At 40.2% G+C, this 22,501-nt stretch carries 17 protein-coding genes and 1 tRNA gene; 16 read left to right on the top strand and 2 right to left on the bottom strand.

Features of this window, described 5'->3' with window-relative positions; all coding sequences use genetic code 11:
- Nucleotides 1-12 precede the first annotated feature (12 nt).
- Nucleotides 13-2,154: a transglycosylase domain-containing protein gene (locus KJS37_RS01955; RefSeq protein WP_213495679.1), complete on the bottom strand. Its 2,142-nt coding sequence runs from the start codon at nucleotides 2,152-2,154 to the stop codon at nucleotides 13-15.
- Nucleotides 2,154-3,275, bottom strand: a complete 1,122-nt coding sequence (locus KJS37_RS01950) for a PASTA domain-containing protein (RefSeq protein WP_213495677.1) — start codon at nucleotides 3,273-3,275, stop codon at nucleotides 2,154-2,156. The genes KJS37_RS01955 and KJS37_RS01950 overlap by 1 nt, the downstream gene beginning before the upstream one ends.
- Nucleotides 3,276-3,378: 103 nt before the next feature.
- Here KJS37_RS01950 and ligA point away from each other — a divergent pair, with 103 nt between their 5' ends.
- The 16 genes from ligA (at nucleotide 3,379) to pyrG (ending at nucleotide 22,482) form a co-directional block, all read left to right on the top strand.
- Nucleotides 3,379-5,346, top strand: a complete 1,968-nt coding sequence (ligA, locus tag KJS37_RS01945) for an NAD-dependent DNA ligase LigA (protein ID WP_165711858.1) — start codon at nucleotides 3,379-3,381, stop codon at nucleotides 5,344-5,346.
- Nucleotides 5,343-6,344: a diacylglycerol kinase gene (locus KJS37_RS01940; protein ID WP_017369419.1), complete on the top strand. Its 1,002-nt coding sequence runs from the start codon at nucleotides 5,343-5,345 to the stop codon at nucleotides 6,342-6,344. Before ligA ends, KJS37_RS01940 begins: the two co-directional genes overlap by 4 nt.
- Before the next feature lie 112 nt (nucleotides 6,345-6,456).
- Nucleotides 6,457-7,593 carry an ABC transporter ATP-binding protein gene (locus tag KJS37_RS01935; RefSeq protein WP_096368691.1) on the top strand — a complete coding sequence of 379 codons (1,137 nt, stop codon included), beginning with the start codon at nucleotides 6,457-6,459 and terminating at the stop codon, nucleotides 7,591-7,593.
- Nucleotides 7,594-7,846: 253 nt separating this feature from the next.
- Nucleotides 7,847-11,497, top strand: a complete 3,651-nt coding sequence (gene nifJ, locus KJS37_RS01930; protein WP_207781119.1) for a pyruvate:ferredoxin (flavodoxin) oxidoreductase — start codon at nucleotides 7,847-7,849, stop codon at nucleotides 11,495-11,497.
- 114 nt (nucleotides 11,498-11,611) lie between these two features.
- Nucleotides 11,612-12,439 (top strand): diadenylate cyclase CdaA, encoded by an 828-nt coding sequence (gene cdaA, locus KJS37_RS01925; RefSeq protein WP_096368690.1) that lies wholly within the window; start codon nucleotides 11,612-11,614, stop codon nucleotides 12,437-12,439.
- Nucleotides 12,439-13,392, top strand: a complete 954-nt coding sequence (locus KJS37_RS01920) for a CdaR family protein (protein ID WP_017369414.1) — start codon at nucleotides 12,439-12,441, stop codon at nucleotides 13,390-13,392. Before cdaA ends, KJS37_RS01920 begins: the two co-directional genes overlap by 1 nt.
- A gap of 37 nt (nucleotides 13,393-13,429) precedes the next feature.
- Entirely contained in the window at nucleotides 13,430-14,791 is a 1,362-nt protein-coding gene (gene glmM / locus KJS37_RS01915) for a phosphoglucosamine mutase (protein ID WP_213495674.1), read from the top strand.
- Between the two features lie 107 nt (nucleotides 14,792-14,898).
- Complete coding sequence (gene tsaE / locus KJS37_RS01910; RefSeq protein ID WP_213495672.1) at nucleotides 14,899-15,354, top strand: tRNA (adenosine(37)-N6)-threonylcarbamoyltransferase complex ATPase subunit type 1 TsaE; 456 nt, start codon at nucleotides 14,899-14,901, stop codon at nucleotides 15,352-15,354.
- Entirely contained in the window at nucleotides 15,351-15,866 is a 516-nt protein-coding gene (locus KJS37_RS01905; RefSeq protein WP_213495670.1) for a GNAT family N-acetyltransferase, read from the top strand. Before tsaE ends, KJS37_RS01905 begins: the two co-directional genes overlap by 4 nt.
- A 94-nt stretch (nucleotides 15,867-15,960) precedes the next feature.
- Nucleotides 15,961-17,334, top strand: coding sequence for an LCP family protein (locus KJS37_RS01900; protein ID WP_213495668.1), 1,374 nt, complete (start codon nucleotides 15,961-15,963; stop codon nucleotides 17,332-17,334).
- A gap of 63 nt (nucleotides 17,335-17,397) precedes the next feature.
- Nucleotides 17,398-17,471, top strand: a tRNA-Arg gene (locus tag KJS37_RS01895).
- 349 nt (nucleotides 17,472-17,820) lie between these two features.
- The gene (gene truA, locus KJS37_RS01890) at nucleotides 17,821-18,567 is read left to right on the top strand and encodes a tRNA pseudouridine(38-40) synthase TruA (protein WP_017369409.1); all 747 of its coding nucleotides are present in this window, start codon (nucleotides 17,821-17,823) and stop codon (nucleotides 18,565-18,567) included.
- On the top strand, nucleotides 18,560-19,393 hold the full coding sequence (locus tag KJS37_RS01885) for a pyridoxamine kinase (protein WP_017369408.1): 834 nt from the start codon (nucleotides 18,560-18,562) through the stop codon (nucleotides 19,391-19,393). Before truA ends, KJS37_RS01885 begins: the two co-directional genes overlap by 8 nt.
- A complete protein-coding gene (locus KJS37_RS01880; RefSeq protein WP_165711861.1) occupies nucleotides 19,390-19,872 on the top strand; it encodes an ECF transporter S component in 483 nt (160 codons plus the stop codon). The genes KJS37_RS01885 and KJS37_RS01880 overlap by 4 nt, the downstream gene beginning before the upstream one ends.
- A complete protein-coding gene (locus KJS37_RS01875) occupies nucleotides 19,853-20,395 on the top strand; it encodes a TIGR01440 family protein (RefSeq protein ID WP_165711862.1) in 543 nt (180 codons plus the stop codon). Before KJS37_RS01880 ends, KJS37_RS01875 begins: the two co-directional genes overlap by 20 nt.
- Before the next feature lie 482 nt (nucleotides 20,396-20,877).
- Nucleotides 20,878-22,482, top strand: coding sequence for a CTP synthase (gene pyrG / locus KJS37_RS01870; protein WP_017369405.1), 1,605 nt, complete (start codon nucleotides 20,878-20,880; stop codon nucleotides 22,480-22,482).
- Nucleotides 22,483-22,501: the final 19 nt, after the last annotated feature.

The following is a 22,501-nucleotide window of genomic DNA, read 5'->3' as shown; positions in this document are numbered from 1 at the left end:
TTTTTATGTGGATTAATCTTTGGCACCATAAACGGATCTTGCATCTAAGAGTTTGTCTTGAAGATGAACTTGATAAAATTCTTCTAAACCAGGAGTAACACTTGGAGTAACAGCGTTAAAGTCTCTGACTTGTTGGATAGCTTGGGGCGTTGGTGCCGCAGTAATCTGAGGTAACTTTGGCAGCAGTGGTTCGTGGGACATCGCTGTACCTGAATAACTAAATGGAGGAATGTTCCTTCCTTGATTCATATATCTGATTGTGTTGTTCAAGAGATAGACACGCATATTGTTTTCTTGTTCAATGGGCGCAGCTGGAACATAGTATTTCCCACTCATATCGGGGCTTCCGACCCAAACGGCGGTTGAAACACCTGTAGAAGTAGCTGCCATCCAAGCATCAGGAGCACCTTGACTACGTGCAGGTTCTGTTGCAGTATCGGGAAAATTGGAGAGCCCAGATTTTGTGGCGAAAGCATTTGGCCATTGAGGTTGTGCAGCCAAAGGCTCAGATCCATTGGGCTGTGTAACATTTTGCATGAGATTGACGAGCGACCGAGCGGTTGCAGAACTCATCGCACGTTGTGACTCAGGTTGAGAAAGAGGTAACTCTTGGCCATTTACAGTGACAGAAGCAACAGCTGTAGGTGTAACGCGCACACCATCATTACCAATCGCAGAATACGCCGAAGCGGACTGCAAAGGAGAAAAATTATAGTCAATAGACATTGATTCTTGGTCATATTTGAGGGAAGCAATACCTAATGGCTGCATAATACTATTCTTTTGGTCGTCATTCGTCATGTTAAAAGTTTGTAAAGCTGCCGAGTTTAACGAGTTACCAAGGGCAAAGCCAACAGGAACAGGACCATAATTATTACCACCGTAATTCATTAAGGGAGTGCCATCAGCGTAAGTTGTAGCATTACCATTTAAAGTACTGTTTTCGCTGATATAGCCATATTCAAGGGCGGGCGCATAGTCGAGCAAAGGTTTTATCGTTGAACCCGAAGAACGACCAGAGGAAATCGGCAATTGTGGATTGTCCGAGTTTGTATTTAGAGCTAAAATATGACCTGTTTGGGTATCAACAACAGATATTGCTGTCAAAGTCCCTTCTGGTAAATCATTACGTGGGATATTTGAGACATCCGGCGCGGTATGGTTAGCCACGCTCTCCAGATAATCCAGATGTGCTTTAGTTGCATAGGTTTTAACGACTACTTTGGCATTCCTTGGTAAAGCAATTTGGCCGAGTTCTTTTTGCACTTGTGCAATATAGGATTGATACGCATGTGGAATACCTTGGGTATAGCTTGGTTTGAGTACGAGTTCTTTTTTTACAGCCTCTACGCTGTCTTTGTACTCTTGATCAGAGATGATTTTGTTGGACTTCATGACAGAAAGCACAGTCAATGCGCGTTGTTTCCCAGCACCTTCAAAGTCTTGTACGTAAGTTGAAGGGGCTTGGCCGAGACCTGCTAAATAAGCAATCTGAGCAATATAAAGAGGTGTTTTCTCTGAGGCAATCATTGGTGTCGAAAAAAGATTATTCCAAGCTGCACCAGGACCGATAGTTTCTGGTGTCAGGCGCAAAGTGTCGAGATAACTTGTGAGAATCTCTTCACGGGAATAGCGTTCAGCAAGACTGTGGGCATCAATTAATTCAACGATTTTCCGAGACAGTGATTTATCAGCAGTAAAACCACCATGCGCAAGATTTTTTGCTAATTGTTGATCAAGGGTTGAGCCTCCACGGGCACCGTTCGCGAGATGTAATTTCGTAAGTACTTCTGATAAGACTGCATTAGTCACCCCTTTGATGGAATAACCCTTGGTTTTCCGAGAATAGAAGTCGCTATCTTCAACGGCAACTAAAGCTTTTGTGTAAAGTTCAGGGATGTTTTTATCCTTACCTGAGAGTTGTGCGGGAATATATTTATAGATATTTGAAGAATCCTGAAGCGCTTCTCCATTAATATCCGTAATTGTAAAGGATTGGGAGATGGCTTGAGGGGAAGGTTTGAGCTCAATCGTATGTGCATGATGTGATTCTTTATCGAGAAGATAAACCGCCCCAACCGCTCCGACAGCTCCTACAAATAATAAAAGTAGAAAAAGAACGGCAAGTGTGCGGAGAATTATTTTCTTAGCCATTAGTTGTCTCCTTTGTTTTTAACTTTTGATTTGCTTTCACCTTTTTTGTCTGTTTTATCTTCATCCTTTTTGTTGGTATTGGACGAAGGTTTCTTTTCTTCAGCTTTTTTCTTTGTTTGAACAGTAATCGTTTCACCTTTTAGAATACGATCAAAGTCAGAAGGATCAGGAACTTGGCGGGTTACAATAGAAGTGTCTTTGTTCTCATCAGTAGGCTCCACTTCAATTTTGTAATTCGACCCGGCTTTTTTTCTTATATCTGCAAGTGTTTGACCTTTAAGATTAGGCAGTTCTATGCTGGAATTTCTCAATTGTTCTGACTTTTCGACTTTTTGTTGGAAGTCCGTTAACTCTTTGATACGAGCTTCAACAGTTTCCTTCTGGCTAAGATAAGCATTTACCTTGTTAAATACGGGAAGAAAGTCTTCCATGAGTGAGTTATTGGTAGAAATTTTATCAAATTGAAGCTTTGTAATAGTCGAATAATTATTTGTGTAGTTTACAAACTGTGTGAAATTATTGAGGAGGGAGTTTGCATCATGGAGCGTTTGAACAGAAGCAGAAATAGTCGACTTAGAAACAGCATTGTTATCTTCGATATAGGACTGAATACTCTTTTCAGTTTGTTTCGTTAACTGATTTGCATCTTTAATAAACTGAGGCAACTGCTCAGCTTTTAAAGTTTTAGCCTCTGATTGGAGCTGATCAATGGCGCGATTAAGGCGTGCATTCTCATAAGTTTGTGAGAGTTGAGTCATCTGCTCATCACTTGCCCCCAGTGCTTGTTGTAATTCTTCTTGATTTTGTGAGAACTGATTTTCAGGAAGCTCGCCATTGACAATACTATTAACACGTTTTTCGTTCTTTCCAAGCTTTTCTGCCAGTTCACTGGAAGCATTACTCAGGTAGATGTCAAGTGCATTATTTTTTAATTTTTTGACATAGTCGTTATCCTCAGGCAGGATATTGGTTGTTTCGATAATCTCTTTCTGGGACATTGACTGGAAAACAGGATAATCACGAAAAAGTATCTGTCGACCCAGAATACCAGCTGTTATGATGATGATACTGAGCAAGACTGCCAGTACAATCACAACCTTATTAAAAATCTTTTTCTTCATTAAAAACCTCATAAAAATTAAGCTTAACATAAGCTATTGAACTTCTCCATTATAACAACTTTCTTACTCAGAGGAAACCGAAAAATATGATAAAATTACTAGTATGAATATCGAGTCAAAGATCAAAGAGTTAACGGAGTTATTAAACAAGTACGCTCACGAATATTATACCTTGGATACACCCTCGGTTGAAGATGCGGAGTATGATCGCCTTTATCGTGAGTTAGAAACACTAGAACACGATAATCCACACTTAGTCCGTGCCGATTCGCCGACCCATCGTACAGGGGATGTCGTGCTATCAGGCTTTGAAAAATATAATCATGAATATAATCTCTACAGCCTAGCAGATGCTTTTTCGCGTGAAGAACTGGAAGATTTTGATGAACGTGTCCGTAAAGTTATTCCGAAGCCTGAATATATCTGTGAGTTAAAAATTGACGGTCTTTCACTTTCTCTTAAATATACAGCAGGTAAGCTTGTCGTAGCTGCGACACGTGGAGATGGAAGTGTAGGAGAAAACATTACGGAAAATGTTAAACGCATCAAAGATGTCCCATTGGTATTAAAAGAACCCATCGATATTGTGGTGCGAGGTGAAGCTTATTTACCACGTAAGAATTTCGTCAAACTCAATAAGGAACGTGAACTCGAAGGCAAACCTTCGTTTGCGAATCCACGTAATGCAGCAGCCGGAACTTTACGGCAGTTAGATACGAAAGAGGTGACCAAGCGTGGCTTGGCAACCTTCCTTTATCAAGAAGCGAGTCCTGCGACAAATGACACTCAAGAAGAAGTTTTGGAGTACTTAGAAAAGCTTGGACTTGTCGTCAACAAAGAACGTGTTTTTGCGCGAAATATTGATGAAGTCTGGGCCTTCATTGAGCGTGTGGCTTCTCTTCGAGATGACTTGGACTATGATATTGATGGCGTCGTTATTAAAGTGAATAACCTAGCAGAGCAAGAAGAGCTAGGTTTTACAGTCAAGGCTCCTCGTTGGGCAATTGCTTATAAATTTCCAGCCGAACTGGCAGAAACGGAAATACTCTCGGTAGATTGGACAGTTGGACGCACAGGAGTTGTCACACCAACAGCAAATATGGTTCCTGTGACCTTGGCGCAGACTACAGTATCGCGTGCTACATTGCATAATGTTGACTATATTAAGGAAAAAGATATCCGTCTTAAGGACAAAGTCATGATTTATAAGGCGGGGGATATCATTCCAGCAGTGCAACGTGTTCTGTTTGAGAAACGACCAGAGGATTCTGTAGAAATGGAAATCCCTCAGTATTGTCCAGAATGCTCATCTGAGCTTTTGCATTTTGAAGATGAAGTAGCCCTGCGTTGTATCAATCCGCTTTGTCCAGCGCAAAATCGTGAAAAACTTATTCACTTTGCTAGTCGTGGTGCGATGAATATTTCTGGTCTAGGACAATCAATAGTTACGCAACTTTTTAAAAATAACTTAATCAAAGATGTGGCAGATATCTATAAGCTGCAGTTTAATGAATTAGTAGCACTAGATAAAATCCAAGAAAAATCGGCAACCAAGTTATTAAATGCTATTGAAGCTTCAAAAGAAAACTCAGCAGAAAAGCTTCTTTTCGGTTTAGGCATCCGTCATGTGGGCTCAAAAGCTGCCAAATTATTAATGGAGCGTTTTGGTAGTCTTCATACTCTGTCGGAAGCGAGCTTAGAAGAAATAGCCGAAATTCCAAGCCTTGGTTCAGTGATTGCTAAGGCTGTAACCAGTTATTTTGCAACAGAAGGTGCGCAAGTTTTGCTTCAAGAATTAGCAGAAGCGGGAGTGAACTTCGAATATCTTGGTCTTAAACCAAAGACAGATAGTGTTTTATCAGGAAAAACAGTTGTTTTAACAGGCAAATTAACGGCTATGACACGAACAGAGGCTAAAGAGAAGTTGGAAGCTTTAGGCGCAAATGTCTCCGGTTCCGTTTCTAAAAAGACAGATTTAGTTGTAGCTGGAGCAGATGCAGGATCAAAACTGACTAAAGCACAAGATTTGGGTATAGAAGTTTGGTCAGAAGAGGAGTTGCTGAAATTATGAAAGCAAGATTGATTTACAATCCAAGCAGTGGGCAAGAAATCATTAAAAAAAATGTCGCAGATATTTTGGATAAGTTAGAAAGTTTTGGCTATGAAGCCTCTGCTTTTCAGACGACGCCAGCCCCACAGTCAGCTCAAAAAGAGGCAGCCCGTGCTACTGAGTCAGGATTTGATCTCATCGTAGCAGCTGGTGGTGATGGAACTATCAATGAAATTGTCAGTGGTATGTCTCCGTTTGATAAAAGACCTAAGCTAGCTATTATCCCCACTGGAACAACCAATGATTTTGCGCGTGCGCTTAAAATTCCTCGCAATAGACCCTTGGCAGCTGTTGAAATGATTGGTAAAAATCAGACCTTGAATATTGACGTGGGACAAGTTAACGATGCTGAGTATTTCATTAATATTGCGGCTGGCGGAAGTTTAACAGAGCTAACTTATAGTGTACCCAGTCGTTTGAAAACAGCTTTTGGTTATTTGGCTTATCTTGCTAAAGGAGTTGATTTATTACCACAAATTCGGAAGCAAAAAGTAAAAGTCACGCATGATGATGGCGTGTTTGAAGGTGAAATTTCAATGTTCTTTGCAGCGTTGACCAACTCTGTTGGAGGATTTGAAAAAATCGCACCAGATGCCAAACTAGATGATGGTCTTTTTACCCTTATTTTGGTGAAGACCGATAATTTGTTCGAATTACTTGCTTTGATTTCCATGGTGATTAAAGGTAGTCACGTGGATGATGTCAATATTGAATACCTGAAATCAAGTCAAATCAAAGTCGAGCCTCTCACAGATAAGAAAATGATGATCAATGTGGATGGAGAATATGGAGGAGATGCCCCAGTGACTTTTAGAAACCTCCATGGGCACATCGAAATTTTTGTTAACCTTGATGAAATCAACAATGACCATTATCTAGGAGATGAGGAAGCCGATCTTGAAGTGGTTGCTCAGAAATTTGCTGAGGAAGCCGAACAGCTCAAAGAAGAAGTAAAATAAAGTTAAAACTGTACATTTTGTACAGTTTTTTTGTGCAATTTGTACATTGTTCAACGGAAGCGTTTGCATTAAAATAAAGATAGCTTAAATACAGCAAGGTAAAGGAGAATCAATGACAACACTTAAATTAGACAAGGTCTATAAAAAATATCCGAATGCTACACAATATTCAGTGGAGGATTTTAATTTAGATGTTAAAGACAAAGAATTCATCGTCTTTGTTGGACCATCAGGCTGCGGGAAGTCAACAACTTTACGCATGATTGCAGGCCTTGAAGATATCACAGAAGGTGAATTTACCATTGATGGTAAACTGATGAATGATGTTGCACCAAAAGATCGTGATATTGCTATGGTTTTCCAAAACTATGCCCTTTATCCTCATATGACTGTTTTTGACAATATGGCTTTTGGACTTAAGCTGCGAAAACATAAAAAAGAGGATATTAAACAACGTGTAGAAAATGCAGCAAAAATTCTTGGGCTGACCGATTTACTCGATCGTAAACCTGCAGATATGTCTGGTGGACAGCGTCAACGTGTGGCTATGGGACGTGCCATTGTTCGCGATGCTAAGGTTTTCCTTATGGACGAGCCTTTGTCGAACTTGGATGCCAAGCTCCGTGTTTCTATGCGTACAGAAATTGCTAAAATTCACCGTCGTATAGGAGCCACAACTATTTATGTCACACATGACCAGACTGAAGCGATGACCCTTGCAGATCGTATCGTCATTATGAGTTCAACACCGAACGCTGACAAATCAGGGACTGTCGGACGTATCGAGCAGATCGGAACGCCGCAAGAACTTTACAATGAACCAGCGACAAAATTCGTTGCTGGCTTCATCGGTAGCCCAGCGATGAACTTCTTAAATCTCAAGATTGAAGGTAATAAACTCATCGGGAAAGGCATTAGCTTAACACTTCCAGAAGGCCAACACAAGCTTCTTAAAGAAAAAGGATATTCTTCAAAAGAAGTCATTATGGGGATAAGACCAGAAGATATCTCAGCTTCAATTCTTGCCGAGGAGGCTTATCCTGAAGCACAAATTGAAACTGAAGTCACTGTCTCAGAACTTTTGGGTGCTGAAACAATGCTTTATCTTAAGGCAGGAGATACAGAGCTTGTGTCACGTGTAGAAGCAAGGGACTTCCGCCAGCCTGGCGAAAAAATCACTGTTACACTTAACCTTAATAAAGCGCACTTCTTTGATAAAGAGACCGAAATACGTATTACGGAAGGTTAATAGAGTTCTGATAATTTTTTATCCACAAAAGCAGATTCTTATTACGGGTATCTGCTTTTTCTAGCTCTTTTTGTCAAAAGTGTTTGACACTCATCACTCATGGAGCCTATAGTTAAAAGTGCTAAAATAGAAGTAGTCAAAAATTTAAGCGTAAGAGCTCTTGGATTTTCAGGAATATTTCCACAGAAAAAACAAATGACACCGTTTCTTCTGATGAAAAACCAAATAAATGCTTTTACATAAGGACTTTATCATGAAAAAAACTATGGATGGGAATATGGCAGCCGCACATGTTGCGTATGCTTTCTCTGAAATTGCAATGATTTACCCCATTACGCCGAGTTCACCAATGGCTGATTATACAGATGCTTGGTCGATATCGGGCCGCAAAAACATTTGGGGACAACCTGTTAAACTGAGCGAGATGCAATCAGAAGCAGGTGCTGCTGGAGCTTTGCATGGTGCCATAAAAGCGGGCGCTCTAGCAACAACTTTTACCTCATCTCAGGGACTTTTGCTGATGTTGCCCAATATGTACAAGATGGCAGGTGAACTTCTTCCGGGGGTTATTCACGTGGCAGCGCGTGCAGTCGCTACAGGTGCACTAAATATTTCAGGCGATCATTCGGATGTTATGGCAGCGCGATCGACAGGCTTTGCCATGTTAGCAGCATCTAGTGTCCAAGAAGTTATGGACTTGTCAGCTGTATCTCATTTGACAACGCTTGAAGCATCTGTGCCCTTTTTAAATTTCTTTGATGGTTTTCGCACTTCACACGAAATCCAAAAAATTGAGGTTCTAAATTACGAAGACCTAGCACAACTTATTAACCAAGAGAAGTTAAATGCTTTCCGTCAACGTGCGATGAATCCAGATCATCCCACAGTTTCGGGAACCAATCAGAACGCTGATATCTACTTCCAACAGCGTGAAACGGTCAATCCTTATTATGAAGAACTTCCTGCACGTGTGCAAAAATATATGCGTGCAATAAACCATTTACGTGGGACGGACTATGATTTGGTAGATTACTATGGAGCACCAGACGCCGAAGAAGTTATTGTAAGTATGGGATCTGTTGCAGGAACAGTTAAACAAACTGTTGATTACCTGAATCATCAGGGGCGTAAAGTAGGGTTTTTGAATATCCATCTTTACCGTCCATTTCCATCAGAAAATTTTCTTGAAAAATTACCTAAAACTGTAACTTCACTTGCTGTACTTGACCGGACAAAAGAAGCAGGAAGTAATGCTGAGCCTCTTTTACTTGATGTTAAAGATTTGCTATTTGAGCAAAATATTTCTGTTATTGGCGGACGTTACGGCATAGGTGGTAAAGATACGCGACCAGAGCACATCATGGCGGTTTTCGAGCAGCTGAAAAATAAATCTGTGAAGAAAAGTTTTACTATCGGCATAGATGATGATCAGACACATCTTTCCTTACCACTTGCAGGGGACTTGGACCTCACTTCAGCAGATACTTATCAAGCAAAATTCTGGGGCTTTGGTTCAGATGGGACTGTAGGTGCGAATAAAGCTGCTATTAAAATCATCGGTGACCATACGGATAAATATGTTCAAGGCGCCTTTGAGTACGATTCGAAAAAATCGGGTGGCCTGACCGTAAGTCACTTGCGTTTTGGTGACAGTCCTATTCAGTCGGAATATATGATTTCGCATCCTGACTTTGTAGCTTGCCATAATACAACCTATGTGCGTCAATACGATTTAACAAAAGGCTTACGTCCTGGAGGGATTTTCCTCCTCAATACAAGCTGGACAGATGAACAACTTGATCGAAATTTACCTGCTCAGCTTAAAAAGTATATTGCGGAAAAAGCAATTCGTTTCTATACAATTGATGCTGCGAAAATAGCACAATCGACTGGCTTAGGACGTCGCATTAATACCATCATGCAAGTGGCTTTCTTTAAGCTGACCGATATTATGCCATTTGATAAGGTTTATGAGATTCTTAAGGAGGATGCGCAGAAGTATGCCCGTAAATCTCCTAAGATTGTAGAGCAAAACTTACAAGCGATGGATGCAGCTCTGCATCATTTACATGAAGTAAAAGTACCTACCTCATGGGCGGATACAGAAGAAAAAATTATTAAAGCTGCTCCAGCAGATACAGCGCGTAAACGCTATGTCTTTAACTTTTTAGACAAGGTCAATGCTTTTGAAGGTGATCAATTAACTGTTCAGGATGTGGCTACAAATGTAACGGCAGGAAACAGTCCGCTAGGGATATCTGCTTTTGAAAAACGTGGCATAGCTTTGGAAGTTCCTGAATGGAATGGTGCTGCATGTACTCAATGTAATGAATGTTCATTTGTCTGTCCTCATGCTGCCATTCGTCCTTTCCTCGCAGATGAAGATGAATGGAATGTGGCGCCAGAGGGCTTCAGTGTGATGGATTACCGTGGTAAAGACGGCTTGAAGTACCGGATTCAGGTCTCTATCGAGGACTGTACAGGATGCGGCCTTTGCGTGGAAGCTTGTCCGAAAAAAGGTCAAGCACTTAAAATGGTACCCTATGAGAGTCAAAAATCTCAGGCTATCAACTGGGCTTTTGGGATGACACTGAAGCAAAAGGAAAATCCAGCACGCTCTGGTACTGTCGCTGCTACACAGTTTAACCAACCGCTCTTTGAGTTTTCTGGTGCGTGTTCTGGATGTGGTGAAACACCTTATATCAAGCTTCTCACACAGATGTTTGGTGATCGTATGATGATTTCTAATGCTACAGGATGTTCATCTATTTATGGTGGAACACAAGCTGCCCCTTACACTACTAATAATGCAGGTCAAGGACCAGCATGGTCAAATTCACTCTTTGAGGATAATGCTGAATACGGTTATGGTATGTGGTTTGCAAGTCAAACAAGACGACAAAAACTTGCAGCGCAAGTTAAAGTAGCACTACCTGAGATGTCGGATACCTTAGCACAATTAGCTGAAGATTGGGTGGCGCATCTGGAGGATTCTGAAGGCACACGCGCACGCGCCGAAAAGTTCAAAGCTTTGCTCAAAGAAGAAAAAGAAAATTCAGCTCTCCTGCAAGAAATATATAAAGAAAAAGACCAATTTGTAAAACCTACACAATGGATTTTTGGTGGAGATGGTTGGGCCTATGATATTGGATTTGGTGGTTTGGATCACGTTATTGCCAGCGGCGCAGATGTAAATATCCTCGTTATGGATAATGAAGTTTATGCCAATACTGGTGGTCAAGTTTCCAAAGGGACACCAGCAAGTGCGATTGCACAGTTTGCTTCAGGGGGTAAAGTTGCTGCGAAGAAAGATCTTGGCTTTATGGCCATGACTTATGGTAACGTTTATGTGGCACAAATCGCAAGCGGTGCAAACATGATGCAAACAATCAAAGCCTTTGATGAGGCGGAAAAACATAATGGTCCTTCTCTAATTATTGCCTACACACCATGCATAACCCATGGGAACTATGAGGGCATGAGCAAGGTGCTTGATGAAGCAAAAGCCGCAGTAAACAGTGGATATTGGCAACTTTACCGATATAATCCAGCACTTGAAGAAGTAGAAAAAAATCCTCTTACTTTGGATTTTAAACGTCCAGATTTTAGTCAAGTCAGAGAATTATTGGTGAAACAATCTCGTTTTGCCAATCTTATGAAGGTCAATGCGGAGCAAGCAGAGTTGCTTTATGCAAAGGCTGCAGCAGATGCGAAGAAAAAATTCCTACGATATGCACGAATGTCGGGAGATTACGAGAAATTTATTGCCCGTGAAGCAAAGAATTCTAATAAAAATGAAGAAAAACCGGTTCGCGAAAAAAGAGAACGAAAAGAACGCTCGGTAGATCCTGAACGTGAAGCAAGACGAGCAGCACGAAAAGCAGCACGTCAAGCAAAATCATAAAGTCTAAAAGTGGCAATGCTAAAATTGTCACTTTTTCTTTGAATGTAGAAGATAACATAAAGAAAAGGATTTTTGTTATAATGAAAAAGAGTAAGTCAGTGAGGAGGGCAGTATGTGAGTGATTTTAGTCAAATTTTTAATCTTGACTTCTGGCAAAAGATATTAGAACTAAACCAATCGCCTTGGCGTGTGTTCATTTCAATCATTGACATCGCTATAGTCAGTTTTTTTCTTTATTTAGCTATGCGTTTTGTACAAGGTACAAAGTTGGTGAGCCTAGTACGCGGTGTCATTATTTTTGTTCTCATTAGGATAGTTGCTGGTTTGATAGGTTTGACCACGTTGGAGTGGCTACTTAACCAAGTGATTACCTATGGTGCAATTGCTGGTGTTATTATCTTCCAGCCAGAAATACGTAGAGCTTTGGAAGGCTTAGGTCGGACGACCAATAGGTTATCCGGAGGACGCAATCGCTCTATCAATAGCTATATAGATGCATATGAAAAATCTTTTGCCTACATGTCTGAGCGGAAAATTGGAGCACTTATTGCTATTGAGCGAACACAAACACTAAGTGAGTATGCTTCAACAGGGATAAGGTTAGATGCAGATATCTCCAGTGAGTTGATCATCAACATCTTTATTCCTAATACTCCTTTACATGATGGTGCTGTGATTATTCAAGACGATAAAATTGCTGTGACCAGCGCTTATCTTCCCTTAACTGAGAAGACTGGGATATCTAAAGAGTTTGGAACCCGACATCGTGCGGCTATTGGTTTATCAGAAGCTTCAGATGCTTTAGTTCTTGTTGTTTCGGAAGAAACAGGAGGGATATCTATCGCTTATAATGGCGAGTTGTACGCAGATATTTCAAAAGAAGTGTTCCATGAAAAACTTATTGCTATTTTGGGACCAGAACAAACAGGAGGCAAAAAATAATGAAAAATAGTTTTTTCGCTTCAAAACTTTTTACAATCTTAGCTTCCATCTTCTTTGCAGTGATTTTATTCTTTAATGCTAGCTCTGCTGCATTGAGAAATCAAGGAAATTCAACAACTGGAGAGGTTTATACAACAACGATTTCCAATGTACCTATTGAAATCAAGTATAATTCAGATGAATATTTTGCCAGTGGTTATAATAATACTGCAAATGTCTACCTGACGAGTTACAATCGTGTTCAAATTAATACAGAAGAAAACCCTGACTCACGGAACTTCTATCTTGTGGTGGATTTGTCTAATGCAAAAGAAGGAACAGTTACGATGCCTGTGCGTATTCAACAACTTCCTAATGGTATAAACGCACAAATTGAACCGACAACCTTGACTGTTCGTCTAGAAAAGAAAGCCAGTGCTGAATTTAATGTTACGCCGTTGATTGAACAAGCGCAGCTTCCAGATGGTTTCAAAGTTAATGACATCAAGCTAAGTCAAGAAAAAGTCAAGGTGACAGCAGGTGAAACAAGTATCAAACAAATTCATGCCATTCAAGCAGCCTTGCCAAGTGATGCATACTTGAATGATGATTACTCTGGTACAGTTACCTTACATGCAGTTGATGCTGATGGGAAATTACTCCCCGCACAAATCAGTCCAGCGACAGTGCAAATGAAAGTGAGTGTGGAGAAGCCCTCTAAAACAGTCCCAGTTAATGTGAAGAAAACGGGCACGCTTGATCAAAGTCTCTCAGATATGAAGACTACGCTCTCGCAGAAAACAGTAACAATTTCAGGTGAACAGAGTGCTCTCGATAAGATTGACAGTGTTGATGCGACTGTAGACATATCTGACATTAAAGAAAAAGAAACAGTGAATGTCGATATCCAAGCAGATGGGGCAAGTGTAAAACCTAGTCAAGTAGAAGTCACATTGACTCCAGTAAAAAAATAAAAAAATAAATAAGTAAAAAAGAAAAGAGAAGAATAAAATGGGTAAATATTTTGGAACAGATGGTGTTCGCGGAGAAGCTAATGTAGAGTTAACACCAGAAATGGCCTTTAAACTTGGGCGATTTGGTGGCTATGTCCTTAGCCAACACGAAATTGGAACACCAAAAGTATATGTAGCGCGTGACCCACGTATTTCTGGGCAAATGCTTTCAACTAGCCTTATTTCAGGTCTCTTATCAGTAGGGATTGAAGTTTATGACTTGGGTGTTATCGCTACACCAGGTGTTGCTTATTTGGTACGTAAAGAAGACGCTTCTGCGGGTGTCATGATTTCTGCCAGTCACAATCCAGCCTTAGATAACGGAATTAAATTCTTCGGAGCAGATGGTTTTAAACTTGATGATGATAAAGAGTTAGAAATCGAAGCATTGATTGATGCTGAAGAAGATAAATTACCGCGTCCTTCTGCTGAAGGCTTAGGGATTTTACACGATTATAATGAAGCTGTACGTAAATATCAATCCTTCTTGAAAACAACAGCTGAAGGAGATTTTGAAGGTTACAAAATTGTACTCGATACGGCTAATGGTGCATCATATACATCTGCCCGTGCTGTATTTGCTGATTTAAATGCCGAACTCACAGTCATCGGTGAAAATCCAAATGGCCTTAACATTAATGACGGTGTTGGCTCAACACATCCAGAGAAAACAGCAGACACAGTCGTTGAAACAGGTAGTGACATCGGTTTGGCCTTTGATGGTGATGCAGACCGTCTTATTGCAGTAGATGAAAATGGTAACATCGTAGATGGTGACAAAATTATGTTCATCGTTGGTAAGTATCTCCTCGAACAAGGAAAATTGGCAAAAGATACTGTAGTTACGACTGTTATGTCTAATCTTGGTTTCCACTTGGCGCTGGAAGATGCTGGTATGAACTCGGTTGTAACGGCAGTAGGTGACCGCTACGTCGTTGAAGAAATGCGTAAAAACAACTATAACTTTGGTGGCGAACAGTCAGGTCATATGGTTTTCTTGGACTACAATACAACTGGGGATGGCCAACTTTCAGCGATTCAACTTGTAAAAGTAATGCGTGAAACGGGTAAAAAATTATCAGAATTAGCGGCTGAAGTTACAATTTATCCCCAAAAACTTGTAAATGTTCGTGTAGCAAATAACGCTGCTAAAGAAGGTGCAATGGATATTCCAGCTATTCGTGAAGTTATTACAGCCATGGAAGAAAAAATGAATGGTAAGGGGCGTATTCTCGTACGTCCAAGCGGAACAGAACCACTTCTCCGTGTTATGGCGGAAGCACCAACAGACGAAGAAGTAAATGAAGTAGTTGATACTATTGTAGAAGTAGTCAAAGAAGAGATTGGTGTAAAACTATAAAAGAAAAAGATTCGTAAGGAATCTTTTTTTGGTGCAATATTCACCGCTCAAAACAGGACAGGCGTGATTACTGAATTTCACGCTGTGAGTTGTGCTATAATAAAGCTATGAGATTAAAAGTTAATGAAGAAAAAATGCTCACATTTGCTGAGCGTTTAGGTGGCCTTCTTCAGGCACAAGATATTATTGTTTTGACAGGTGAACTTGGCGCAGGTAAAACAACCTTTGTAAAGGGTTTAGCTTTAGGTTTAGAAATTTCACAGATGATTAAGAGCCCCACTTACACCATTGTGCGGGAATATGACGAAGGAAAGCTACCTTTATATCATATGGATGTTTACCGTGCAGTAGATGATCCTGATAGCTTTGACCTTGACGATTATCTTTTTGGCGAAGGAGTTTCTGTTATTGAATGGGGCGAGTTGCTAGGTGAAAATTTACCTGATGCGTATTTAGAAGTAAAGCTTGATAAATACGCAGAGGGCTTTGCAACAGATGCTGAACGTGTCTTGGAGCTCTTTCCACACGGGCAACGCTATGAAGCATTACTAGGAGAATTATGAGTACAGAGTTACTGATACGCGAAGCAACTCCTGAAGATAGTATAGCACTCATTGCTTTTCTTAATCAGGTAGGGAAAGAAAGTCATTTTTTGACTTTAGATGAAGCTGGGATTCTTATGTCTCCCACTCAAATGCAAGATTACTTGGCGCAGATTCTTACGAAAGACAATAATGCTTATTTTCTGGCCTTTGTTGGTCAAGAAATTGCTGGTGTGCTGCATATCACAGCAGATTTTCATTATCGCATACGCCATATTGGGGATATTTTTATTGCTGTGAGTTCACAATTTCAAGGTTATGGTATTGGTTCTTTTCTATTTGAAGATGCTCTTGAATGGATTGAGGAAATGGATGTGATAAAGCGACTTGAATTAACTGTTCAAAAGCGTAATAAAGCAGCAATTCATTTATATAAAAAGTTTGGTTTTGATCTTGAAACAATTCAAAAATACGGTGCACGTGATGAGGATGGACAGCTGATAGATGTGTATCAAATGGTCAAGTTTTTTTAAGCTAAACAAAGCGGTCAAATAGGAAAAAAATGTCTATTTAGTCGCTTTTTTCATTTCTTGTTGTTTATTTGTTGAAATTTGATATAATTTTACTATGAAACTTTGGAAAAAATCGCTGTTGATGATCGTTGGGATCATCGCCTTAACGGCTGGAGCAGCCACTGTCTATGTTTCGACAGTTTTAGATAGCACAACAAAAGCATTCTCGAAAACCTATGCTGAAGTTGGAAGTACAGATGCGGGGAAAATTATTAAGGCAACTGAGCCATTAACAATTTTACTCATGGGTGTCGATACTGGCGGAGCTGGTCGCGGAGGATCAACAAGCTGGGATGGAAATTCAGACTCACAGATTGTGATGACGCTTAATCCCAAAACGAATACAACAACGATGGTATCTCTTGAACGAGATGTTATGTCTAACATTTTGGATGATAAGGGTAATACTATTTCGACACAGAAGATGAACGCCGCTTATCCAATGGGGTATAATGCAGGAGGACTGGAAACAGGTGTGCAATATGCCATGAAGACGATTGGAGAACAAGCTGGAATCAATGTTGATAATTTCCTCATGATTAATTTTGATGGTCTTGTCAACTTGGTTAATGATGTGGGTGGTATTGATATTGACAATACCACTGGACAGACACTTTATATCTCTGATACAGAGCCGGAGTACACTGCGAAAGTTCCACCAGGCAAACAACATATTAATGGTGATCAAGCGCTTGTTTATTCGCGTGATCGTCATCATTTACCTAATGGAGACTACGGCCGTGCAGCGCACCAACGTGAAGTTATTTCAGCAGTAGTGACAAAGCTCTTAGCGTTGAATAACATTACTCAATATCAAAAATTCTTGGATGATATTAGTGAAGACATCAAAACAAATATTCCAATCAACGGTTCAACATTAACTTCTTTACTAGGTTATAAGGATTGTTTTAATAAAATCGTTTCGATTCAATATCAAGGGATTGATTATATGAATCCAGGAGATGGTGGATCTTATCAGCTTTTGTCTACAAATACGACATTAGCAGTTCAAAATGCTTTACGTAACTCACTGAAAAAAGAGACTAGCAATAGTTTGAGTAATAATTTGATCACTTATGAAACATTAACAGGTAATATACCTGACGCTTATTTCATGCCTTCAGCAACAGTGACAGAAAATGGCAAATCAACGGTTTATGGTATTGATGTCAATGGTTCTTTTGTGAATCTTGATAGCAGCAATTCTGCTACCTATGTTGCGACAGATGGTAGTGCAGCGACAAGTGATAAACCAAGCTCATCTGATAAAACGAATTCCTCTGAGGAAAATCAGACTGGTGCAACCACCCCAGACCCTTACGGGGCTTCAGTAGACGATAGTACAGCATATGGAACTACTGACCCAGGAATGGGAGGTGCTAACGCAGATGATACAACTGCCTATGTTGATCCTTATACAGGACAATAATTGCTTCAATTAGAAAAATATGATAGACTAGACAAGTAGTGAAAAATTCTACTTGTCTATTTTGGTCCGATAGCTCAGCTGGATAGAGCATTCGCCTTCTAAGCGAACGGTCGAGGGTTCGAATCCCCCTCGGATCATGGTGCCAAACCTCGCTCCGCCTTCGTGGCGGGGCATTTTTTATACTCATTTTTGTGTTTTGAGCCAAATTTGTGCCAAATCTATATTGTTTTATTCTATGCAAGATTCCGACAGTAGTAATCTAACTGTCGTACGGTTATTATCAGTACAGTGAGTAAAAATCTCGTGGGCGTTTTTAACACGTTATATAGACACATGGCGTACATTTGTGAAATAGGCTCTAACCTCATCAATGTAAGCTCTAAGACACTAAAGGGCTTTCAAAATAGAGTGAGGATTATGTAGAATGGTGAGGAAACTCTAAATTATGTTAGACAAATATATTCTTGATTTTGCTATAATATAAGCATGACTAGATATATGGCAACGATTGCTTATGATGGCACAAATTTTGCAGGTTTTCAAACTCAAAATAATCAACGGACTGTCCAAGAAGAAATTGAAAAAGTCTTGACAAAGCTAAATTCTCATCAGCCTGTAATATTGCATGGTTCAGGGCGTACTGATTCAGGTGTTCATGCACATGCTCAACGGATTCACTTCGACTTACAAGGGCAGCGAGATGAAGAACGTTTACGTTTTGCTTTGGACACGCAAACCCCATCAGATATTGCCTTTCATGAAGTCACACAAGTTGAAGAGGACTTTCATGTTCGCTTTAACAAGCATGAAAAAATTTATGAATATTTTCTGGAAAATAGTAAAGTTCGAAGCCCCTTTCATCGCCTTTATCGTGCACATTTTCGTTATAAACTTGATGAAGATTTGATGCGACAAGCTCTAGCGGATTTGGTTGGTACGCACGATTTTACTGGCTTTACAGCAGCTGGTGCTACAGTTGAAGATAAGGTCCGAACGATTACTCAAGCTGAAATCGTGAAACTCGACAATGAAAATTATAAATTTATTTTTCGTGGTAACGGTTTTCTTTATAAACAAGTGCGTAATATGATGGGAACTGTTATCAAGATAGGGAATGGGCGGATGCCTGTTTCCCAGATTAAAAAGATTTTAGAAAGTAAAAATCGTGACCTAGCAGGTCCGACTGCTGCCCCAGAAGGGCTCTATCTCAAGGAGGTAATTTATCTTGACTAAAAATATTGTTGCTGTACATGACATTTCTTGCGTGGGTCGTTGTTCCTTAACCGTGGCACTCCCGATTATTAGTGCGTATGGTATTGAGTGTCGATTATTGCCAACAGCGCTTTTATCAACACATACAGGAGGCTTTACAAACTTTACTTATCTTGATCTTACAGATGAAATGCGCAACATTATTCAAGCATGGCAAGAACTAAATCTTCAGATGGATGGAATATACAGTGGCTTTATGGCCTCTGCTGAACAAATTGACGTGCTCAAAGGCTTAATTGATATATATAAAGATGAAAATAATTTGACCATTATTGATCCGGTTATGGCAGACCACGGGGAGCTTTATAGTGTGTTTGACATGCACTTTGTAGAAAAAATGGGTGAGCTTTTGCCTTATGCAGATGTCCTTTTGCCCAATATCACAGAAGCGTGTCTCCTCACAGGAACTCCTTATCAAGAAGGGGTTCAGACAGAGGGCTTCATTGAAATGCTCATTGAAAAATTGCAAGCACGTGGGGCAAAAAATATTGTTCTGACAGGTGTTATGCTTGATGAAAAATACATTGGAGCTGCTGCAGCAAGAAGCACCGGACAGATCGACTATGTTTTGGCAGAAAAATTGCCAGGGGCTTATCATGGCACTGGAGACATCTTCGGTTCTGTTTTATCTGCAGAATTAACTAATGGTAAAACTTTAACCGCAGCAACACGAGAAGCTGTTGACTTTGTAGTTAAATCAATAAAAAATACACCGAAGTCTGCTGATAAGCGTTACGGCGTAGAATTTGAACAGACGTTAAAAAGTAAAAGAAAGCAGGATCAATGAAGTACTCAACTAAAAAATTAACCCTGTTAGCTCTGTTAGCTGCTTTGACATTTGTCTTGGGTTATTTCACAAAAATACCTATTCCTGGTGGTTATTTTACCTTACTCGATGCGGGTATTTTCACGACAGCGATGCTTCTTGGAAAACGTGAAGGTCTAATTGTTGGTGCACTAGCAGGATTTCTCAATGATTTTATTGCGGGATATGCGGCATACATGTTCTTTACTTTAGTCATTCATGGACTCCAAGGTTATTTAGGTGTCATAACAAAAAGCAAAGTACTTAATTACGTGTTGGCTACTGTGGTTATGGTCGGCGGTTATTTTATAGCAGATATGTTTATTGTTGGAAGTTTGGCCGTGGCAGTACCAGATATGGCAATTAATGCTGTGCAAACCAGTGCTGGCTTTGTCCTTGCTTTACTTCTCACAGAAATTCTTAAGAAATCAGGTGCGCTTCATGGACTTAAAACAAATTAAAGAAGAAACAAAAATAATTATTGAAGATGTTATTGCAAAAACAGAGATAAAAGCTGGACAGATTTTTGTCTTGGGCCTATCTAGTTCCGAAGTCAATGGCGGTACAATTGGCAAAAACTCCTCAGCTGAGATTGGCGAAGTAATTGTTGGAACGATTTACGAAGCACTCAAGGTACGTGGAATTTATTTAGCTGTCCAGGCTTGTGAACACCTTAACCGTGCTTTACTTGTAGAGCAAGAATTGGCGGATAAAAAAGACTTGGAAATTGTTTCTGTTGTACCACAGCTCCATGCTGGAGGAAGTGGGCAAGTGGCAGCTTATAAGCTGTTTAAGGCACCAGTAGAAGTTGAGCATATCACGGCATATGCTGGCCTTGATATTGGTGACACATCTATTGGCATGCATGTGAAGCATGTCCAAATCCCTGTGCGACCTGTCTTGAAAGAACTTGGCGGAGCGCATGTCACAGCTCTTAAATCGCGTCCTAAGCTTATTGGTGGGGAACGTGCAAGTTATGAGTAAGTAAAAGTCTGGATAAGTGCCTTACTGGAAATTTTGCATATCAGTTGGTAATAAGGACAAAGTGTGAGAAAATGAATTTAACATTAAAGAGGGAGGTGCAGATGACATTTAAAGTCGAAGTAGTTGACCTCAGAGAGAAACCAGTTGCTCGCGAGTTCGACTGATATTCACTAATTTCTAAAAGGAGGATAGGAGTTCTTATCCTCTTTTTTACTCCAGATAAAATCTAGGACCTTGACAAAAAAATCAAAATCATATAGAATAATATTCGGGCACCGCTTTTTGCGGTAAAGTCAGAAGCTCCCTTACAAAAGGGAGCTTATTTTTTTATTTCGTGACTCACATTTGTGGCTAAAACCACTAAATGTTCGACGGCAAGCTTTACGGAGTTTTGCCTAAGCGCCTCGTTAGGAAAAATAAAAATAATTATTTTTCTGTCACATTTCCCCAGGCTTAATATAGAAAACAGAGGAGATTTCACATTGGCAACTAAGTATATTTTCGTCACAGGTGGTGGTACATCATCAATGGGTAAGGGTATTGTTGCAGCGTCTTTGGGACGTTTGCTCAAAAACCGAGGCCTTAAAGTAACTGTACAAAAATTTGACCCATATCTTAATATTGATCCAGGGACAATGAGCCCTTATCAACACGGTGAGGTTTTTGTTACAGACGATGGCGCTGAAACAGACCTTGACCTTGGACACTATGAGCGCTTTATTGATATCAATCTTAATAAATACTCAAATGTAACTTCAGGTAAAGTTTACTCTGAAATTTTACGTAAAGAGCGTAAAGGGGAGTATCTTGGAGCCACAGTTCAAATGGTACCTCACGTTACAGATACATTAAAAGAAAAAATTAAGCGTGCAGCAACAATGACTGATGCAGATGTTATCATCACTGAGGTTGGTGGTACAGTAGGTGATATGGAATCTTTGCCATTCATTGAAGCTTTACGTCAAATGAAGGCAGAAGTGGGTTCAGATAATGTGATGTATATTCACACTGTACCAATTCTTCACTTGCGTGCAGCTGGTGAGTTAAAAACAAAAATTGCACAAAATGCGACAAAAACATTGCGTGAATATGGTATCCAGGCCAATATGTTGGTGCTTCGTACAGAAGTTCCAATCACACGCGAAATGCGCGACAAAGTAGCCATGTATTGTGATGTTGATCCTGAAGCAGTTATCCAGTCTCTTGATGTGGAACATCTCTACCAAATTCCATTAAACTTGCAAGAGCAAAACATGGATCAAATCGTTTGTGATCATTTGAAACTTGACGCCCCTGCAGCTGATATGACCGAATGGGCAGCAATGGTTGACCATGTGATGAACCTTAAGAAAAAAGTCAAAATCGCTTTGGTTGGTAAATACGTAGAGTTACCAGATGCCTATATCTCAGTGACAGAAGCCTTGAAACATGCGGGATATCCAGCAGATAGTGACATTGAATTGGACTGGGTGAATGCAAATGACTTAGACGATAGTAATGCTGCTGCACGTTTGAAAGATGCACATGGTATTATCGTCCCTGGTGGATTTGGTGAACGTGGTTCAGAAGGTAAGATTTCGGCTATCCGTTATGCCCGTGAAAATGATGTGCCAATGTTGGGTATTTGTCTTGGTATGCAAATGACTTGCGTGGAGTTTGCACGCAATGTTTTAGGCATGAAAGGGGCGCATTCTTACGAATTAAACCCAGAAACACCATATCCAATTATCGATATCATGCGTGATCAAGTCGATGTTGAAGACATGGGAGGGACTTTACGCTTAGGTCTTTACCCATCAAAACTTAAAGCAAATACTAAAGCACGTGCGGCTTATAACGATGCGGATGTTGTTCAACGTCGTCACCGCCACCGCTATGAATTTAACAATAAATACCGTGAACAATTTGAAGCTGCGGGCTTCACATTCTCTGGTGTTTCTCCTGACAATCGTTTGGTTGAAATCGTTGAGTTGACAGACAAGAAATTCTTCGTGGCTTGTCAATATCATCCAGAATTACAATCACGTCCAAACCGTCCAGAAGAACTTTATCAAGCCTTTGTTAAAGCTGCAGTGGAAAACATGTAAAAATAAAAATCCCTACTGA

This window comes from Lactococcus formosensis, assembly GCF_018403745.1.
GTDB classification, from domain to species: Bacteria; Bacillota; Bacilli; order Lactobacillales; family Streptococcaceae; genus Lactococcus; species Lactococcus formosensis.
Note: the sequence above shows the minus strand (reverse complement) of the source record. Positions and strands in the feature narration are given on the sequence as shown.

Coding starts and splice junctions, on each gene's coding strand:
- tsaE (WP_213495672.1), top strand. CDS start 14,899: ATGAGATTAAAAGTTAATGAAGAAAAAATGCTCACATTTGCTGAGCGT.
- glmM (WP_213495674.1), top strand. CDS start 13,430: ATGGGTAAATATTTTGGAACAGATGGTGTTCGCGGAGAAGCTAATGTA.
- KJS37_RS01935 (WP_096368691.1), top strand. CDS start 6,457: ATGACAACACTTAAATTAGACAAGGTCTATAAAAAATATCCGAATGCT.
- KJS37_RS01950 (WP_213495677.1), bottom strand. CDS start 3,275: ATGAAGAAAAAGATTTTTAATAAGGTTGTGATTGTACTGGCAGTCTTG.
- KJS37_RS01905 (WP_213495670.1), top strand. CDS start 15,351: ATGAGTACAGAGTTACTGATACGCGAAGCAACTCCTGAAGATAGTATA.
- truA (WP_017369409.1), top strand. CDS start 17,821: ATGACTAGATATATGGCAACGATTGCTTATGATGGCACAAATTTTGCA.
- KJS37_RS01940 (WP_017369419.1), top strand. CDS start 5,343: ATGAAAGCAAGATTGATTTACAATCCAAGCAGTGGGCAAGAAATCATT.
- KJS37_RS01880 (WP_165711861.1), top strand. CDS start 19,390: ATGAAGTACTCAACTAAAAAATTAACCCTGTTAGCTCTGTTAGCTGCT.
- KJS37_RS01955 (WP_213495679.1), bottom strand. CDS start 2,154: ATGGCTAAGAAAATAATTCTCCGCACACTTGCCGTTCTTTTTCTACTT.
- KJS37_RS01875 (WP_165711862.1), top strand. CDS start 19,853: ATGGACTTAAAACAAATTAAAGAAGAAACAAAAATAATTATTGAAGAT.
- ligA (WP_165711858.1), top strand. CDS start 3,379: ATGAATATCGAGTCAAAGATCAAAGAGTTAACGGAGTTATTAAACAAG.
- KJS37_RS01900 (WP_213495668.1), top strand. CDS start 15,961: ATGAAACTTTGGAAAAAATCGCTGTTGATGATCGTTGGGATCATCGCC.
- nifJ (WP_207781119.1), top strand. CDS start 7,847: ATGAAAAAAACTATGGATGGGAATATGGCAGCCGCACATGTTGCGTAT.
- KJS37_RS01920 (WP_017369414.1), top strand. CDS start 12,439: ATGAAAAATAGTTTTTTCGCTTCAAAACTTTTTACAATCTTAGCTTCC.